At 64.8% G+C, this 16,438-nt stretch carries 17 protein-coding genes; 7 read left to right on the plus strand and 10 right to left on the minus strand.

Features of this window, described 5'->3' with window-relative positions; translation table 11 throughout:
• Positions 1–18: 18 nt before the first annotated feature.
• Positions 19–720, minus strand: coding sequence for a YoaK family protein (locus RY1_RS19620; protein ID WP_072805720.1), 702 nt, complete (start codon positions 718–720; stop codon positions 19–21).
• A gap of 1 nt (position 721) precedes the next feature.
• A complete protein-coding gene (locus RY1_RS19625; RefSeq protein WP_072805721.1) occupies positions 722–1,039 on the minus strand; it encodes an ArsR/SmtB family transcription factor in 318 nt (105 codons plus the stop codon).
• Between the two features lie 92 nt (positions 1,040–1,131).
• Between RY1_RS19625 and RY1_RS19630 the strand changes: the two genes are divergently transcribed.
• Positions 1,132–2,187, plus strand: a complete 1,056-nt coding sequence (locus RY1_RS19630; RefSeq protein WP_218019824.1) for an SDR family oxidoreductase — start codon at positions 1,132–1,134, stop codon at positions 2,185–2,187.
• A 4-nt stretch (positions 2,188–2,191) separates the two neighbouring features.
• On the opposite strand, the gene RY1_RS19635 is transcribed toward RY1_RS19630, so the two are convergent.
• Entirely contained in the window at positions 2,192–3,031 is an 840-nt protein-coding gene (locus RY1_RS19635; protein WP_072805723.1) for an alpha/beta fold hydrolase, read from the minus strand.
• 104 nt (positions 3,032–3,135) lie between these two features.
• Here RY1_RS19635 and RY1_RS19640 point away from each other — a divergent pair, with 104 nt between their 5' ends.
• Positions 3,136–3,696 carry a TetR/AcrR family transcriptional regulator gene (locus RY1_RS19640; RefSeq protein WP_218019827.1) on the plus strand — a complete coding sequence of 187 codons (561 nt, stop codon included), beginning with the start codon at positions 3,136–3,138 and terminating at the stop codon, positions 3,694–3,696.
• Positions 3,693–4,388, plus strand: a complete 696-nt coding sequence (locus tag RY1_RS19645) for a 3-keto-5-aminohexanoate cleavage protein (protein WP_072805725.1) — start codon at positions 3,693–3,695, stop codon at positions 4,386–4,388. The genes RY1_RS19640 and RY1_RS19645 overlap by 4 nt, the downstream gene beginning before the upstream one ends.
• A gap of 4 nt (positions 4,389–4,392) precedes the next feature.
• On the opposite strand, the gene RY1_RS19650 is transcribed toward RY1_RS19645, so the two are convergent.
• Positions 4,393–5,304 (minus strand): aminotransferase class IV, encoded by a 912-nt coding sequence (locus tag RY1_RS19650; protein WP_072805726.1) that lies wholly within the window; start codon positions 5,302–5,304, stop codon positions 4,393–4,395.
• A 103-nt stretch (positions 5,305–5,407) separates the two neighbouring features.
• On the opposite strand from RY1_RS19650, the gene RY1_RS19655 reads away from it, so the two are divergent.
• Both RY1_RS19655 and RY1_RS30170 read left to right on the plus strand, forming a co-directional pair.
• A complete protein-coding gene (locus tag RY1_RS19655) occupies positions 5,408–6,370 on the plus strand; it encodes an aldo/keto reductase (RefSeq protein WP_072805727.1) in 963 nt (320 codons plus the stop codon).
• Between the two features lie 110 nt (positions 6,371–6,480).
• Positions 6,481–6,654 (plus strand): hypothetical protein, encoded by a 174-nt coding sequence (locus tag RY1_RS30170; protein ID WP_169914766.1) that lies wholly within the window; start codon positions 6,481–6,483, stop codon positions 6,652–6,654.
• Between the two features lie 8 nt (positions 6,655–6,662).
• Here the strand turns inward: RY1_RS30170 and RY1_RS19665 are convergent, their stop codons facing one another.
• The 4 genes from RY1_RS19665 to RY1_RS19680 form a co-directional block, all read right to left on the minus strand.
• A complete protein-coding gene (locus tag RY1_RS19665) occupies positions 6,663–8,009 on the minus strand; it encodes an FAD-binding oxidoreductase (protein ID WP_072805823.1) in 1,347 nt (448 codons plus the stop codon).
• Between the two features lie 83 nt (positions 8,010–8,092).
• Positions 8,093–8,977, minus strand: coding sequence for a PCC domain-containing protein (locus tag RY1_RS19670; protein ID WP_072805825.1), 885 nt, complete (start codon positions 8,975–8,977; stop codon positions 8,093–8,095).
• Complete coding sequence (locus RY1_RS19675) at positions 8,974–10,563, minus strand: AMP-binding protein (protein WP_072805729.1); 1,590 nt, start codon at positions 10,561–10,563, stop codon at positions 8,974–8,976. Before RY1_RS19675 ends, RY1_RS19670 begins: the two co-directional genes overlap by 4 nt.
• Positions 10,560–11,729, minus strand: a complete 1,170-nt coding sequence (locus tag RY1_RS19680) for a thiolase domain-containing protein (protein ID WP_072805824.1) — start codon at positions 11,727–11,729, stop codon at positions 10,560–10,562. The genes RY1_RS19675 and RY1_RS19680 overlap by 4 nt, the downstream gene beginning before the upstream one ends.
• Before the next feature lie 262 nt (positions 11,730–11,991).
• Between RY1_RS19680 and RY1_RS19685 the strand changes: the two genes are divergently transcribed.
• Positions 11,992–13,074 carry a zinc-dependent alcohol dehydrogenase gene (locus RY1_RS19685; protein WP_072805730.1) on the plus strand — a complete coding sequence of 361 codons (1,083 nt, stop codon included), beginning with the start codon at positions 11,992–11,994 and terminating at the stop codon, positions 13,072–13,074.
• On the opposite strand, the gene RY1_RS19690 is transcribed toward RY1_RS19685, so the two are convergent.
• Positions 13,060–14,262: a PucR family transcriptional regulator gene (locus tag RY1_RS19690; RefSeq protein WP_072805731.1), complete on the minus strand. Its 1,203-nt coding sequence runs from the start codon at positions 14,260–14,262 to the stop codon at positions 13,060–13,062. The two genes, RY1_RS19685 and RY1_RS19690, sit on opposite strands and share 15 nt — an antisense overlap.
• Positions 14,263–14,447: 185 nt before the next feature.
• Here RY1_RS19690 and RY1_RS19695 point away from each other — a divergent pair, with 185 nt between their 5' ends.
• Positions 14,448–15,800 carry an MFS transporter gene (locus RY1_RS19695; protein ID WP_072805732.1) on the plus strand — a complete coding sequence of 451 codons (1,353 nt, stop codon included), beginning with the start codon at positions 14,448–14,450 and terminating at the stop codon, positions 15,798–15,800.
• Between the two features lie 18 nt (positions 15,801–15,818).
• Here the strand turns inward: RY1_RS19695 and RY1_RS19700 are convergent, their stop codons facing one another.
• On the minus strand, positions 15,819–16,376 hold the full coding sequence (locus RY1_RS19700; RefSeq protein WP_072805826.1) for a helix-turn-helix domain-containing protein: 558 nt from the start codon (positions 16,374–16,376) through the stop codon (positions 15,819–15,821).
• Between the last annotated feature and the right edge of the window lie 62 nt (positions 16,377–16,438).

Raw genomic sequence — 16,438 nt, forward strand, 5'->3', positions numbered from 1 at the left:
CGAATCGTGGTGCACCGTTCATGTGCGCGGGTTCCGCACCCGCGGTACACCTCGCCATTCGTCGAACATGAACAGCGCCAACGCGATCACCAGCATTCCCGCCGCGATCCAGGCGGCGCCTTCGTCGAGCATCCGCACCATCAACGCGCCGACGATCGCGCCGCCGAGGAACCCCGCGATGACGGTTCCGAAGTTCAGAGCTCGGACGCCTGCAGCCGCGTCCCCTGTCGTGACTCGCCGGAACAACGCCTGGGAGAAGCTCCGCAGGTTTCCGGTCGTCATCGTCGTACTGAAAGCTTGATCGACGAGGACCCGAAACGTGGTGACCTGCAGAGCGGCGACGAACGAAATCGAGATCGTCACAACGGCATTCGGCACCGTCGATGGAATGAAGCCCACCACGGCGAGTACCAGAATCTCCATGACGAGGACGGCTCGAACGGGCTTTCGCACGATCCGTGCAATCGCGGGTCTCGTGATCGCCTCGGCGACGAACACACCACAGACGAACGCCACCAGCGGCGGCAGGTAGCTCACCGCGGATCGCCAGTCGCCCTTGGCGATGTCGATGCCGAAGAGCACCACGTTGGCCGTCTGAGCATTGGCGAACACACCGTCGCGTGTCATGAAGGTGTACACGTCCACGAACCCACCGACTGCGGCGAGCAACACACCGAGACGCACGGACTCGGACGTCACCACAGTGGGTCGATCGGGCATCCTAGAGTTCCCCCATGATGTTCTTCGCCAGCTCCTGAATCCGGTCTTCCCGACGCTTGTAATGCGTCCACTGCCCGACGCGTGTGCTGGCCACCAGTCCCGCACCCTGCAGAGTTGCCATGTACTGCGACGCCGTGGACTGCGAGACACCGGCCCTGGCCTGTATGTGTTTGAGGCACACGCCGACGTCTTCGGCAGGTTCGAGCTGCGGCGGAAAATCCGACGGGTCCTTGAGCCATCGAAGGATCGCCACCCGCGTGGGATTCGACAGCGCTTTGAAGACGAGCGCGAGGTCTTCTTCGGTCGTGGTCGCAGACACACCGCCACTCTACCGCCATATCGCGATTTCCCGATGTGTGTGGTTCACTTTGTTCATCGTAAAATTGCGATATATCGATCAGGAGGATGGCAATGGAGCGCAGACGGGTAGCGGTGGTCGTCGGGGCACACGGGGTGATCGGAGGAAAACTCGTCGAGCACCTGAAGGAGACCGGCGGCTGGGACATCGTCGGATTGTCCAGACGAGGTGGTGTCGACGACGGCCGAGTGCGACACATCGCCGTCGACTTGCTCGACACCAAGGACACCTACGAGAAACTTGCCTCGTTGCACGACGTCACGCATGTCTTCTACGCCGCATATCAGGACCGGCCGACGTGGGCCGAGCTCGTCCCGCCCAATCTGGCCATGCTGACCAATGTCGTCGACGCGCTGGAGGCCGCATCCGACAATCTCGAACACATCAGCCTCATGCAGGGTTACAAGGTGTACGGCGCGCACCTCGGTCCGTTCGAAACGCCTGCACGAGAGTCGGATCCGGGCCACATGCCACCGGAGTTCAACGTCGATCAACAGACGTTCCTCGAAACCCGCAGTGTCGGCGCACGATGGAACTGGACGGCTATCCGACCGTCGGTGGTCTGCGGATACAGATTGGGCAATCCGATGAATCTTGCGACGGTCATCGCCGTCTACGCCTCGATGTCCAAGGAACTCGGAGTTCCGCTGCGATTCCCCGGGGCGAGGGGTGCGTATTCGTCACTGCTCGAGATGACCGATGCAGGGTTGCTGGCCGAGGCGACGGTATGGGCGGCAACCACTCCCGAGTGCGCGGGCCAGGCGTTCAACATCAACAACGGGGATCTGTTCCGTTGGGAGACGATGTGGCCCCGAATCGCTGCGTACTTCGACCTGCCCGTGGCGGCGCCGCTGCACATGTCGTTGTCGGACACCATGGCCGACAAGGAGTCCCTGTGGAACAGCATGGTGGACCGATACGACCTCGCCCCGACTGCATACGCCGACGTCGCGGCGTGGCCGTTCGGCGACTTCGTGTTCGGATGGGACTACGACTTCTTCGCCGACGGATCCAAGGCCAGACGCTTCGGCTTCCACCGGTACGTCGAGACCGAGAAGATGTTCACCGACATCTTCTCGGATCTCCGGCGTCGCAGGGTAATTCCCTGAACTGCTACTTCACGAAGTCGAGCAGGGCGTCGTTGACTTCCTGAAAGTGCGTCCACAGCAGTCCGTGCGGGGCGCCCTCGACCTCGATGTACCCCGCCTCGGGGAACACCTTGTGAAACTCGCGTCCCGTCGAATCGATCGGCAGGATGTTGTCGGCCGTGCCATGGAGGATCAGCGTGGGCTTGCCGGATTCACGAACTTTCTGAACATCGGCGCGGAAGTCCTCGATCCACGTCGGTACAACGGCATGTGCTGCCACCGGAGCACTTGCGGCGGCGACATTCCAGCTGTTGCGAACGGCCGCTTCGCTGATGCGGGTCCCGAGATTGTCGGCGAGGTTGTAGAAGTCCTTGTAGAAGTTGTCGAACCAGGCGAAACGATCCTCGCGGGCCGTTGCCTCGATACCGTCGAACACCGACTGCGGGACACCGGTCGGGTTGTCGTCGGTCTGCAAGAGGAAGGGTTCGAGCGAAGCCAGGAAGGCGAACTTCGCGACTCGGTCGGTGCCGTACTTCGCCGCGTATCGAGCCAGTTCACCGGTGCCCATCGAGAAACCGACGAGGATGACGTCATTCAGATCGAGTGCCGTCAGAACCGCATTCAGATCCGATGCGAACGTGTCGTAGTCGTAGCCGACGGTGGGCTTGCTCGACTGTCCGAATCCGCGACGGTCGTACGTGACGACGCGGTAGCCCGCCTTCAGCAGTGCGGCCGACTGCCGCTCCCATGAGTTGCCGTCGAGCGGGTAACCGTGGATCAACACCACTGCCTGGCCACTGCCGTGGTCCTCGTAGTAGACGTCGACCGGGGTGCTGTTCTCGGTTCCTACGTTGATGAAAGCCATGGATGTTGCCTTTCCTCGAAGACGGGGCGCGCGGGAGAACGTACGTTCTCCCGCCGTGAACTACACTAGAGAACGTTGGTTCTCTGCGCAAGGAGTTGATGAAGATGGAGACGGACGCCTCCAGAGAGGCCGTGCTGAAGGCCGCGGACGAGTTGTTCTACGCCCGCGGAGTCCAGGCCGTCGGGATGGACGAACTACGGACCGCAGCCGGGATTTCACTCAAACGCATGTACTCGCTGTTCCCGTCCAAATCCGACATCGTCACGCGAGTGCTCGAAGGACGGACAACGGTGTGGAACGAGCGCATACTGGCCCAGGCATCGACGTACACCGACCCACGGGAAAAACTGCTCTCCATCTTCGACTTTCTCGACATGTGGTTCCGCGAGGACAACTTCCGCGGGTGCGCGTTCATCAACTCGTTCGGCGAGCTGGGCGCAACAATGCCTGCGGTCGCCGATGCCGCACATCGCCACAAGCGTGAATTCGTGAGTTACGTAACCGAATTGGCGGTCGAGGCAGGCTGTCCGGAAAAACTGGGCTTACAGATCGCACTCCTCGCCGAAGGCGCTCAGACGACCGCGGCGATTTCGGAATCCCCCGAGTCCGCCCTGGCAGCGAAAGACGCTGCCACTGTCCTACTCGACGCAGGAGCTCGTTCGTGAAATTGAAAGCATGCATCAACGGCCCTCGCACACCTCGTGATCACCCGGCCGTTCCGGTGAGCGGCGAGCAGATCGCGGCCGAGTCCATCGCTGCAGTGCAGGCCGGAGCCGAAGCCATCCACGTGCACCCCAAACGGCCGGACGGCACCGACTCCCTCGAAGCAGAACACGTGGCCATCGCCGTCGACGCCGCACGGCAAGCAGGAGTGCCCGTCGGCGTCACCACCGGTGCGTGGAGTACGCCGACTCCGGGTGCGAGAGTGGACGCCATCGCGTCGTGGACCGTCCTGCCGGACTTCGCATCGGTCAACTGGCACGAGGAAGGGGCATCGGACGTTGCACGCCTATTGCTCGATCGAGGCGTCGGCGTCGAGGCAGGCCTGTGGAATGCCGCGGCCGCTGAAGCCTGGCTCGGTTCGGGCCTGACGCAGAAGTGCCTGCGTGCGCTGCTGGAGGTGCAACCGGGCGATTCGAGCGAAGTCGGGGCCGAACTGGTGGCACTGACCTCCACCACCGGCATCCCTCTTCTGCTGCACGGCCAGGGCGATGCATGCTGGGACAGTCTGCGGACCGCCGTCGAGCTCGGCCTTGCCACCCGAATCGGACTCGAGGACATCCTGACTCTGCCCGACGGCTCCCCTGCGACCGGCAACGCCGATCTGGTCGCGGCAGCGGTGGCACTGCTGCCCTAGGTCGTCAGAGAACCGTCACCCACCCGTGCACCTCGTCGCCGGTCAATGCGGCCTGGTGACGCTTGTGCAGCGTGGATGTCGTTGCCCCGGTTCGGCGTTCACCGACTGCGCGGCCGTCGATCTCGTGCACGGGGGCGACGCCCGCCGACGTTCCGCACACGAAGACCTCGTCGGCGATGTAGAGCTCGGTCAGATCGACTGTGCGTTCCTGCACCGTGATTCCCTCCTCGCGAGCGAGGGTGAGAATGGTGCGCCGGTTGATTCCGTCGAGGATGTCGCTGGTGACGTCGGGTGTGATCAGGACGCCTCCGCGGACCAGGAAGATGTTCGCGGCGCTGAGTTCGCAGACATGCCCGTTGATGTCGAGGAAGATGCAATCGTCGAAGCCGCTGTCGATCGCATCCTGTTTGGCCAGAACCGAATTGACGTACGCGCCGTTGACCTTGGCGCGAGAAGGTATGGCATTGTCCGGAATTCGACGCCACACACTGGTCTTCAGGCGCATGCCGTCCTGCGGGACGATGGGCACGGCGTCGTAGAGGAAGATCGACACCGTGGTGCTCAGCCCACGCACACGGGTACCGGGGATCGATTCGTCGACGTGCACCGTAGCCCGGGCGTACACCTCACGGTCCGGAGCATTGGCGGCCACGACCTCGCGCACCACCTCGACGAACCGCTCGAATGTCCACTGTGTCGCGAATGTGTCGATCCCGATGATCTTGCAGGACTCGACGAGCCGCTGATAATGATCGCTCAGCCGGAACGCCGTCCGGCCTTCTGCCGAAACCTGCACGGGGAACACCGTGTACACGCTCAGGCCGTACAGAACGGCCGACGTGGCAACTCCGAGGGTCGCGTCCTGCGCATCGACGATGCTGTTCCCGAAGAATACTTTGCCGTGTGGAATTGCCATGCGTGTGATGCTAGCGGCACGGTCATGGCTGGGCACGCAGCCATGAGCAGGGCAGGCAGTCATGAGCAAGGCACGGCCGTCATGGGCACAGTAGGCTCCAGTGATGGCTTCGACCAGGACACTGTGGAAGAACGGCCCGACAGTCGGCGCAATCGGACTCGGTTGCATGGGCATGACATGGGCCTACAAGTCCGACGAGCTCTCCGAGAGCCCGGCGAGAATCATCGGTCACGCACTCGATCTCGGTGTGAACTTCATCGACACCGCGGACGTGTACGGTCCGTTCACCAACGAAGAAGTCGTCGGACAGGCTCTCGGCGCCAGGCGAGACGAGGCAGTTCTTGCCACGAAAGGCGGCCTCGTCTCCCACATCGGTGACGCGGGCGAACCGGTCATCTCGGGCCCGAACGGGCATCCGGATCATCTGCGGAAGGCCATCGACGACTCTCTCCGCAGGTTGGGCGTCGACTACGTCGACCTCTACTACCTGCACCGCCCCGACCCGAAGGTGCCGGTCGAGGACAGTATCGGCGCGATGGCCGAGATGGTCGAGGCCGGGAAGGTCCGAGCGCTGGGCGTCTCGGAGTTCACCGTCGAGCAGCTCGATCGAGCGCAGTCGGTGCACCCCATCTCCGCCGTGCAGTCGGAGCTGTCGTTGTGGACGCGCGATCACCGAGCGACATCGCTCGCGTGGACCGAACGCAACGGCGCAGCGTTCGTTCCATTCTCACCGTTGGGGCGCGGCTTCCTGACCGGCAATTTCCGTGGAACAGCCCCGGCGCAGGACGACTTCCGCGCCCAACTACCCCGGTTCAAGCAGGAGAACCTCGATGCGAACCTCGTGATCGTCGACGCGATCGCTTCGGTGGCCGAGGAGCTGGGCTCGACACCGGCGCAGGTAGCGCTCGCCTGGGTGCTGGCGCAGGGTGAGCACGTCGTGCCGATCCCCGGCACCCGTCGGAGCTCACGTCTGGAGGAGAACGCTGCGGCCGGATCGGTGACGTTGACTCCTGCCCACATCGAAACGCTCGACGCGCTTCCCGAACCAGCAGGCGGACGCTACTGAGCTGAAACACGCGGTTGTTCTCCCGAACTTGTCGGCACCCGGTGATAGGAATTGAGAAGGCAGCGCACGTGGTGACTGCCGATCGACTCGATTCCCCGAAGGGAGTGCTCATGCACGACAGCTGCGAAGGAACCCTCGTGATCCACGCGGTCGGTGGCGCGGAATGCACCGAGCCGGACTGCGTGGATCTCGAGTACGTCCGTCACTTTCTCGTCCTCGACTGCGAGGAGATCACCGGTGGCTGCCAGTGCGTCGGCGAGATCGAGCTGATCAAGGCGTCCTGACCTACACGTCACGACGTCAGTACAGACCCCGGGTTGAGGATTCCGGTCGGATCGAGGGCTGTCTTGACAGCGCGATGCACCGCGGCCGAGGTCTCGTCGTGCTCGACGGTGAGCCAACGAGCCTTCAGTCGCCCGACGCCGTGTTCGCCCGTGATCGTGCCGCCGAGTTCCAGCGCGCGGCGAGTGATCGCGTCGAAAGCCGAAATCGCAGCTTCGCGGCTGCCGGCATCGGACTCGTCGTAGATGATCGTCGGATGCAGGTTGCCGTCGCCTGCATGGCCGAAAACACCGATCGTGAGGCCGTGTTCGGCCGCGATGGTTTCGATGGACTCGATCAGTTCGGCGATCCGTGAGACCGGGACGGCGACGTCGTCGAGCAGCCAGTCGCCGAGACGCTCGAGTGCAGGTAGCGCGAGTCTGCGCGCTTCGAGCAACATTGCGGACTCCATCGGGTCGGAGCTGAGCACGACGTCCTCGGCGTCGAAGTTCCTGCAGATCGATTCGACGCGTGCGAGGACGGCATCGGCGTCGACGTCGTCGCTCTGCACGATGAGCAGTGCCGCCGTATCGCTGCCGATACCCATGCCCGACGCGGCGTCGACCGCCTGCACCGTTGTGCGGTCCAGGATTTCGAGCATCGAGGGGATCGAACCCGAGCGTGCGATCTCCGACACGGTCCGCCCGGCACCGTCGAGCGTGGGGAACGAGGCGACGAGTGTCTGCGCCGGCCTGGGCGCCGGGAGCAGTTTCACGGTGATCTCGGTGATGATTCCGAGCGTGCCCTCGGACCCGACCATCAGATGCGTCAAGTCGTAGCCGGCCACACCTTTGACGGTGCGTCGGCCGGTGCGCATGATTCGTCCGTCGGCGAGAACGACCTGAAGCCCGAGAACGAAATCGCCGGTGACTCCGTACTTCACGCAGCACATGCCTCCGGCGTTGGTGGCGACGTTGCCACCGATGGTGCTGAACTCGACGCTGCCGGGGTCCGGTGGATAGAACAGCCCGTCCGCCGCAACGCGCGCACGGAGGTCGGCGGTGACGACACCCGGCTCGACGACGGCAATTCGGTTCACCGCATCGACCTCGCGAATCGCGGTCATGCGGTGCAGACTCAGCACGACACACTCGGCGACGGCATTGGCCGCGCCGCTGAGCCCACTGCCCGCACCGCGCGGCACGACCGTGACGGAGTTGCGGTGTGCAGCAGCCATACACGCCGCGACCTCCTCGGTAGTCCGAGGAGCGAATACCGCAGCCGGAAGCGCGCTGTCGGTGAACCTGGACTGGTCACGCGCATAACTCGCGACGATGTCCTGATCGACGATGACGATCTCGGGCGGCAGGGTCTCGATCGTCGCTCGGACCGACTCCGAGAGCTCCGCACCTGTGAATTCGGCACCGCTGACAGGTGCAACTTCACCCGACACTCGGCCCGTCACGAGAGAATCTCCTCGACGAGGAGCTCGAACGTCACCGCGACGAGATTGCCGCGACCGGCGAGCTCACCGGTGTGCACCTCGCCGTGGCGATCGATCGCGAACACGGTCAAGTGTGCCTCGCTCAGGCTGTCGCCGTCGCGCACCACGTGTCCCGACATCGCCACCTCCGTGGCGGGCCCCGGCGCGACCACGGTGCCGCCGTCGCGCAGCAACGTCGCACCGACCAGGCTGCCGAGGCTGCCCCGGACCGATGCACGCTGTATTCCGCTCGCGACCATCACCTGCCGCACCGCCTCGTGGATTTCGATGCCCGGCCGCACCCGAGTCATGACCGCACGGCCACGCCCCACAGCCGACCCGAGGGACTTCGACGGCGTGAACACCGGCATCAGTGTCTCGTCGTCGACGCCGCTCCGCAGTTCGACCGAGTCGAAGGCGTGCAGAACGGCCTCGACCGGAGTTGCGCCCACGACGGTGTCCGGCCACAGGTGGCCACCACGCAGTGCGCCGTGGCCGTCGTACCAGGCGGCATGGCAATGCATGAACCGCTCACCGTCGCGCCTACCGACAGTGGCACTGCCTGCGACGATGGTCGCAGGCACGGCAGCGTCGAGCGTCTCGCTGTACCAGGCTGCACGCGATCCGTCCTCGCACAGCGCAGGCACACAGTACGACACCCGCGCCAGCGGACCGCCCAACAACTCCACCTGTGCCGAGTCGAGCGACAGACCCGACAGCGCATCGTCGATCGCGTCGACCAGTCGGCTGCCAGGAGGCAGCGACAACCGCTCGACAATCGTTGCGCTGGAAACGGATTCGAGACGACTGTCGGCGGCCGGGCCAGGATGAACCAGCGGCGCGAGCACCGTCGGGGCGCTCACGACACGGTCTCCAGCGTGGGTGCGTACGGCCCCCACCCCTGTTCGGCGAGCTCGTCACGAATGGTGCGCTTGACGATCTTGCCGTACCCGGACTTGGGCAGAGCATCACGGAACAGGATGTGGCGGGGCAACTTGTACCGCGCCATCCGCTCACCGAGCCACGTCGTCAGCTCCTCGGCGCTCACATCGGCGCCGACCTTCCGAACGCACACCGCAACACCCACTTCACCCCATTTCGGGTCGGGCACACCCAGGACCGCGACCTCGTCGATGGCGTCGTGGGTGAGAATCTTCTCCTCGATGTCACGCGGATGAATGTTGGAGCCGCCCGAGATGTACATGTCCGACGAACGGCCCGTGACATACACGAAACCGTCCTCGTCCATGACACCCAGATCGCCTGTGCGGAACCAGCCGTCACGGAACGCGTCGGCGTTCGCCTTGTCGTTGTGGAGGTAACCGGCGAACACCGCAGGCCCTGCCACGCACAACTCGCCGATCTCGCCGACCGGAAGCTCGGCGCCGGTGTCGTCCTGGACGCTCACGAGCATGCCGGTGCGGGGATACCCGCAGGTACCGGCCGAAAGGCCTTCCGGCACAGGACGTCCGTGCTCGGCGCTCGGCAACACGGTGATGTTGCCGGTCACCTCGGCGAGCCCGTAGTACTGCACGAGCACATCGCCGAGAGTCTCCCGCGCCCGCTTCTGATCCGTGGCGTACATCGGTGCGCCCGCATACACGACGTGCTGCAGCGAGGAGTGATCGTGCTCCTCGACCGAGGGATCGTCGACGAGTACCTTCAGGATCGTCGGCACCGTGAACACGTTGGTCACACGCTCTGCCTCGACCAGCCCCCACACCTCGGCGGGCACCAGACTCGCCGACGGCGGCAGCACCGTGGCAGCACCTCTGGCCACCTGCGGCAGCATGTGCACTCCCGCGCCGTGCGAGAGCGGCGCCACGACGAGTGAGACGTGGTGGCGATCGGTCGTCGGCATCAAGTCGGCCAGATGATTGTTGACGACGAATCCCAGTTGGTCGTGCGTGAGGATCGCTGCCTTCGGTGTGCCGCTCGTGCCCGAGGTGAAGAAGTACCAGGCATGCTCGCCCACGTAGGTATCGATACGCGTCGGGACCTGCGAATCCGGCACCGCTGCAACAGCATCGGCGTCGCCACCGTCGATCCACAGGACGCCGCCGGTGAGCCCGCCGGCCGTGCGTACGGCCTCGACGTGCGATGCCGTCGACGGATGCGCGATCATGACGCTCGGGCGACAGACACCGGCGATGACGGCGACGTCGTCGTCGTGCAGTCGCGAATTGACCGGCGCCACAACGGCTCCGACCCTCCACGTCGCGTACATCGCCTGAATGAACTCGGGGTGGTTGGGGCTGTCGAGCATGACGACGTCACCCTTGCCGATTCCCCGACGCTGCAGATCGGCGGCCAGGGCGTCGACGCGGCGGTCGAGATCCTTCCAGGTCCACCGCGTGCTGCCGTGCACCACCGCAGTGTCACCCGGCAGGCGGCGAGCCGTCTGTCGCAGGACCTCGGCGAGATTGGCTGCTCTGCGCGTCGCGCTCATTCCTGTGTCTCCAGAATCGTGGCGTAGTTGGCGACGGCTGCGCCGCCCATGTTGAAGACAGCGGCACGCCGAGGCGACGGCAGCTGCATGTCGCCGGCTTCACCGGTCAACTGCATCGCAGCCATGACGTGCTGCGAGACGCCGGTGGCGCCGAGGGGGTGCCCCTTGGATTTCAGCCCACCGGACCGGTTGACGGGCAGAATGCCGTCGCGCTCGGTTCGCCCTTCCGCGAGCACCTCGGCGCCCTTGCCCGGTGCGGCCAGACCGAAGGCCTCGTACTGGAGGAGCTCGGCGATGGTGAAGCAGTCGTGAGTCTCGAGCAGATCGAGATCGTCGAGGGTGACCCCTGCCTCGCGGAGAGCGCTGCGGAATGCACGGGCGGCACCGTCGAACGCCAGTGCGTCGGCTCGCTTCGCGATGGCCAGGTGATCGTTGGCGTGGGCGCGGCCGGTGATGCGCACCGATCGCCGTGCGCTGGCGGCGACGTCGGGCAGTGCGACGACCATCGCAGCCGCGCCGTCCGAGACAAGCGAGCAGTCGGTACGGCGGAGACGACCCACGACGACAGGGTTCTTCGCAGACACGGTGGAACAGAACTCGTAACCGAGATCGCGGCGCAGATGCGCGTACGGGTTGTCGACGCCGTTGCGGTGGTTCTTGGCCGCGATACGCGCCATCGCATCACGCGGGTCCTCGTAGCGCTCGGCGTACTGGTCCGCGAGACCGGCGAAGACGCCGGCGAAACTTCCGGCGCTCGCTTCGGTCGCCCGGTGCGCGCCGGCGAGGAGGATGTCGTTGATCTCGTCGTTCGGCGTCGCGGTCATCTTCTCGGCACCGACCACGAGTGCGACGCGGCCGCGGCCCGCCTGCAGGTGATCGAGTGCCGTGTACAGGGCGGAAGATCCGGTTGCGCATGCATTCTCCACATGCGTGGCCGGGACGAGAGCCAGGCCGGGCTGCCCTGCGCCGACCAGAGCACCTTCGAATCCCTGCTTCGAGAAGCCGTTGTTGAACACCCCGACGGTGATGACGTCGACGTCGGCCGGATCGAGTCCGGCATCCGTGAGCGCGGCAATCGACACCTCGGCGACCAGCGACTCGACGTCCGGGCTCTCACTCTTGCCGAATCGGGTGTGCGCCCAGCCGATGATGTGCGGTGCAGTCACGGGAAGGTCCTCTCGTCTGTGTTGCGTCGTCTTCATATCGTGAGGCAGGTCACGTCCCCACACCAGTCATAGTCGTCCCGCCCGGGTCGAAGTTGCACCGTCGGCGGACGAGAGGACACGAGTCGAATTCCTCTCGTTGTCGAATCGCCTCTCTTCGACAGCGGGAGGAAAGCGGGTTGTGTTTCCTCTCTCCAGGCTCGATGCCCCGTGATCGGCATCACGCACAGACTGTTCGGACACCGATCGACCAGAGGGGTATGACGTGCGCGCAGTGCTCAAGACAGAACCTGCACCGGGCTTCGACATCGTGACCGACCACCGCGAACAGGGTCTGATGCGTGGTCAGGTCCGCATCGAGGTCGGAGCGGTGTCGGTGTGCGGCACCGATCGGGAAACCTTCGAATACGGACCCGCCGTCCGAGACCTGGGACTGCGACTTCCCGTCGTCACCGGGCACGAATGCGCGGGCATCGTCGTCGAAGTTGCATCGGACGTCGAAAACATACGCGTCGGCGATCGTGTGGCCGTCGAAACACACATCGCCTGCCTCGAGTGCTTCCAGTGTCTCCGCGGCAACGCCCACAACTGCCTGCGGATGGATCTGTTGGGCCTGACGATCGACGGCGCGTTCGCCGAACGCGTCGTGGTACCGGCGTCGACCTGCTTCCGGCTTCCCGACGAGCTCAGCATCGAGGCAGCAGCGCTGCTGGAGCCCGCAGGCAGCGCGATGCATGCGGTGCAGCGCAGCGGGTTCGACCTCGCAGGTACACACGTTCTGGTGAGCGGAGCCGGGCCCATCGGACTTGCCGCATTACAGATCGCCCGCGCCAAGGGCGCGGAAGTACTCGTCGTCGAACCGAATCCGCACCGCGGCGCGATGGCCGAGGCACTCGGCGCTGTTCTGGTACCCGCCGGTGCCGGCCTCGTCGACCGGGTTCACGAGCTGACGGGCCCCGCCGAGGGCGTCGACCTGGTGCTCGAGTGTTCCGGGGCTCTGCCCGCCCTCCAAGCCGGCCTGGAAGTCACTCGCCGCGAGGGCACCGTCGTCAGCGTCGGGCTGACGAATCGACCGCTCGAGCTGAGCGCGACTCGTCACCTGATCAGCCGGGGACTCACACTCAAGGGCAGTTTCGGCCGACGAATCTGGGACTCCTGGACCGAATTGGCCGGATTGGTCGCGTCAGGACATGTGGATCTGTCGTCCCTCATCTCGCACCGCATGGAACTCGAAGACGTCACGAGCGCGATCGAGATGCTCAGCGGCGACGCATGCAAAGTGGTGTTGTATCCGCAGGGCATCCCAGCCCAGTACCGAACCGAGCAGGCTGTCTCAACCTCGACGTAACGGGTCGTTTCCCTCGGCACGCATGAGATCGGCGACGCGAAGGCCCAGGTGAAGGCGGAGCCGCACCCCGCCATCATCGAGGTCGACGCCGATCGCGTCACGAATCCGGTCGAGTCGGTAGTAGAGCGTCGTTCGATGGATGAACAGCGCGTCCGCCGCTTTGGGGCCGGAGCCTGCGTGATCGAGAAATGCGCGCAGTGTGTCGAGCAACCGCCCCGAGCGGTCGGTCTCGGCGAGTCGCCGCAGTTCCTCGGGCACGGCAGTGATGTCGAGTTCTGCCCTCGGCACTCGTGCGAGCACCCCGAACACCCCGGCTCTCTCCCACGCGACGACGGGGTCATCCCCCAGTCGTCGTGCAATGGTCGCCGCCAGACCCGCCTGCCGCGCCGAGATCCAGGCATCGCCCAGGCCGTCGACGGGCGCCCCGACGCCTGCTTCGATGATCGCGTCCTTGCCTGCGACATCTCCCGCATCTCGCGCCATCCTGCGTGCCTCCGCGACCACGGTGTCGAGGTCGCGAGCCGCAGTTGCCTGATACACCAGGTGACCCTTGTCGCCCACCACCGTGTGCAGTGCGCCGCCGCGGCTTCGTGAGTGCGCTGCGACCAGGGCGTGGCGCAGTGCAATCGCCGTCAGCTCGGGATCCTTGCCGTGCTGGAGCGCGAGGGTTACCACTCGGACCGCCCCTGGGACGGCCTTGGACTCCGCGAGTGCAGGCTCTCGAACGACGACGTCGGGCGAGAGCAGGTCCTTCACCAGCGCCTCCGAGCGAGCCGAATCGCTTGGCGTCCGGTCGCCGACCATCAGCGGTGCAATCTCGTTGGCGACCTCGCCGATCCGTGCGAGGTCGGTGTCGGTGACCGTGCCGACTGCGTCCATCACCAGAATCATGCCGAGGATCTCACCGCGCCAACTGATGGGAACGCCTGCACGTGCGTGAAGGCCGAGCGTCTCCGATCCGGGAATTCGGCCGGGACGCGTCCACTGGGCGATGCCGCTGGACAACATGTATCCGATGGCTTCGCTGCCTGCGTCGCGGTTCAACATGGCTCTGATCCGGACCGGATCCTCGTCGCCGAAGTGGCGGCTGGCGAACAGCATTCGCACTTCGGGGTCGTTGACCACGACCGATCTTCCGAGCTCGTCGGCAAAACGGTCGACGACAGCTTGAATGGCGTCTCGCGACATGAGCTGATCGTACCCAGCATTATCGGTGGTATTTTCCGACGTCGTGAGCGTCGGTTCGACAAATAGAGGAAACTTGCTCGTGAAGCTTCGTCACCCAGCAGTCGTGACTGAGGTCACTCACGGCGCAAAGTGTGTGAGCCCACGCACAACATGCAGGGCTTCGCAGAAGAGACTGGAGCGAGAGAATGGCGTCACGCACGCAACTACCCGACACGGGCGTGCCGGAGAATCAGATGGCCAACCGCGTCATGCGCAAGGTGGCCCTTCGCCTGATCCCGTTTCTGGGGCTGGCGTACTTCCTGAACTACATCGACCGCACCAACATCGCGTTCGCGAAGCTGACGATGAGCGAGGACCTCGGTCTGACCGACACGATGTACGGTCTGGCCAGCGGGTTGTTCTTCGTCGGCTACATCCTTCTCGAAGTGCCGAGCAACCTGGCGCTGCACAAGTTCGGTGCCCGCCGCTGGATCGCGCGCATTCTGGTCTCCTGGGGCTTGATCGCTGCACTCATGGCGTTCGTACCCAACGCGACATGGCTGAACATCGCCCGTGTTGCACTCGGTATCGCCGAGGCCGGCTTCTTCCCCGGCATCATGCTGTACCTGACCTTCTGGTTCCCGCGCGCAGTCCGTGTCCGCCTCGTCGGCGTGTTCATGGTTGCGTTGCCGCTCTCGAGCGCACTCGGGGCGCCCATCTCCGGCGCCATCATCCAGTACTGGCACGGGCTGCTCGGCCTCGAAGGCTGGCGCGTGATGTTCCTCGTCGAGGGCATCCCGACGATCCTGCTGGGCATAGCAGCATGGTTCTACCTGACGGACCGTCCCCGTCAGGCCAAGTGGCTCACCTCCGAGGAGCGCACCTGGCTGGACCGTCGCATGGAGACCGAACACGCCGAAACGGCTGATTCCGGTCACGGCACCGCCCGTGAATCCCTCCGCAACCCCGTGGTGTGGCTGCTCGGGTTCACCTACTTCGGCATCGGCTACGGACTGTTCGCCATCAGCTTCTTCCTACCGACGATCGTCGCCGGGTTCGCCGAGCAGTTCGACACGAAGTTCTCCATCGCCGAGAACGGCCTCATCGTCGCCGTGCCGTTCCTGGTCGCCTCGGTCGCGATGATCCTGTGGACTCGTCGATCCGACCGGCTCCGTGAGCGCATGTGGCACCTCATCGCCCCGACCGCACTGGCCACCGTCAGCGTGCCGATCGCGATGTACATGAACTCACCGTTCCTCACGATGGCCGTCATCACGGTCACTGCAGTCGGCATCTTCTCGGCGCTCCCGATCTTCTGGTACCTGCCGACGACCTTCCTGACTGGTTCCGGTGCTGCAGCCGGAATCGCACTGGTCAACACCATCGGTGCGTCCGCAGGCCTCGCTGCGCCCTACCTGACCGGCTGGCTCCTCGACACGACCGGCAGCTCCAAGGCCGGACTCTGGGTGGTCGGCGCGTTCATGGCGATGTCGGTGGCACTGCTCTTCGTCGTCCGGACACGGCTCACCACTGCATCGAAAACGAACGTCGTCGTCTGACCTGGTGGTCAGCTGCCTTCAGACGTGTTCCGAGACCAGGACGGCCGACGTGTTCGCTTCCAACGCCTCGAACGTGTGCGGCAAGTCGCCCGGGTAGCAGATGTAGTCCCCCGGCAGCAGTTCGATCGGTTCCTCGGTCGGCCCGACCAACGCACGACCCGCGGACAGAACCACATGTTCGATCACGCCGGGTGAGTGCGGGTCGGCCGATCGCGGCTCCCCTACCTGCGCGTTGATCAGATAAATGTCCCGGCGAGCGTTCGGTGGACACGACGCGAGCAGCGTGGCGACGTAGTCCGCGGTATCCGAGGCGATGGCAGGACCCTCGCCTGCACGAATCAACTGCACTCGCGGCTTCACGGGTTCGACCAGCTGAGCGAACGGCACATCGAGTGTCACACTCAGTGCCCACAGTGTCTCCACGCTGGGATTACCCGTCCCTGACTCGAGTTGCGACAGCGTCGACTTGGCGATGCCCGCACGCCGCGCGACCTCGGCCAAGGACAGTCCGGCTCGCTTCCGTTCACGATGCAGCGACGCGGCGATGGCAGCGATGGGCGCGCTGGGTTGAGACATGCTGTTCATTGTATCGGTCCATCGTTCGCCTTGACGAACGACCGATCGATCGATCGTCCATT

Source organism: Rhodococcus yunnanensis NBRC 103083, assembly GCF_001895005.1.
Classification (GTDB): domain Bacteria; phylum Actinomycetota; class Actinomycetes; order Mycobacteriales; family Mycobacteriaceae; genus Rhodococcoides; species Rhodococcoides yunnanense.